At 60.2% G+C, this 1044-nt stretch carries 1 protein-coding gene; it reads right to left on the bottom strand.

What is annotated here, in order from left to right; translation table 11 throughout:
* Positions 1-12: 12 nt before the first annotated feature.
* On the bottom strand, positions 13-993 hold the full coding sequence (locus tag VRZ08_RS25045) for an integrase core domain-containing protein (protein ID WP_264052243.1): 981 nt from the start codon (positions 991-993) through the stop codon (positions 13-15).
* Positions 994-1044: the final 51 nt, after the last annotated feature.

Genomic DNA, 1044 nt, shown 5'->3' with positions numbered 1-1044 from the left:
TGTGCAAGTTCACTAATTCGTTGATCGCATAGTTTTGTCAGCGGCGAAGTCCTTCGGGGTTTTGCCGCCGAGGGCCTGGTGAGGCCGGAAGTTGTTGTAATAGACCATATATTCGAACAACTCGTTGGCGAAGTGGTCGAGGTTGTCGAAGGTGGCACCTTCGATCACGTCCTCGTCGAGCGTCCGCCAGAAGCGCTCGATTTTTCCGTTGGTCTGGGGGCGGTACGGCCGAGTGTAACGGTGCACGATGCCGAGCTCGCGCAACATCGCTTCGAAGGGGTGCTCGTCCGGATTGGTTCGGGAGGCGAACTCGGCGCCGTTGTCGGACAGGATCTCGGCGAACTGGACGCCGTAGCTGACGTTCAGCGTGTTGATCATCTTCAACGTCTTGAACATCACCGGCAGCGCCTTCTTCGAGGTCACGACCTCGGCCCAGGCCAGACGCGAGCAGCTGTCGAGCAGGCTGACGACAAAAGCTGTGTTGGGTGGCGGCGCCAGGAACATGTCGCGCGGCAATTGATGCAGGTCGACGTGACCGAGTTCGCCGATCTTGTCCTTGATAATGCGGCGTTTCTCCTCGCGCATGGCCGGCGTACGGCGGTTCAATCCCCGATCCACCAGCACCCGATAGATGGTCGATTCCGAGGGTACCTGATCGCGCCGCTCCCGCAAGGCGGCATGGATCTCGTAGCGGTTCATGCCGCGCTGCCGGGCGGCGGCGATCTCTGCCTCGATGCCCTCCGGGACACGACGATCCCGCCATTTAGGTCCTCGGCGCCGCGGCAGCAGATCGGCCTCGTCGCCGCTCTGCAGATAGCGGTTGTAGTACTTCCGGAAGGTCTGCGAGCAAGTGCCGTGATGGCGGTAGAAGTCACCGACGCGGCGGAATTGCTCCGACCGCCCCTCCTTCACCGCCTCGTACTCAGCGATCAGAAAACGCCACTTCTGGATGTAGTTTCTTTCAATCGTCCGATCGAAGCTGTTGTCGCGCATCGAAGCCTCCCTGATGGGTGGATTCGATCACCGAATTGTTGAACATGCACA

It is taken from the genome of Rhodopseudomonas sp. G2_2311, from assembly GCF_047501505.1.
Taxonomy (GTDB): domain Bacteria; phylum Pseudomonadota; class Alphaproteobacteria; order Rhizobiales; family Xanthobacteraceae; genus Rhodopseudomonas; species Rhodopseudomonas palustris_H.
This window is presented reverse-complemented; position numbering and strand designations above follow the sequence as displayed.

Coding starts and splice junctions, on each gene's coding strand:
- VRZ08_RS25045 (WP_264052243.1), bottom strand. CDS start 993: ATGCGCGACAACAGCTTCGATCGGACGATTGAAAGAAACTACATCCAG.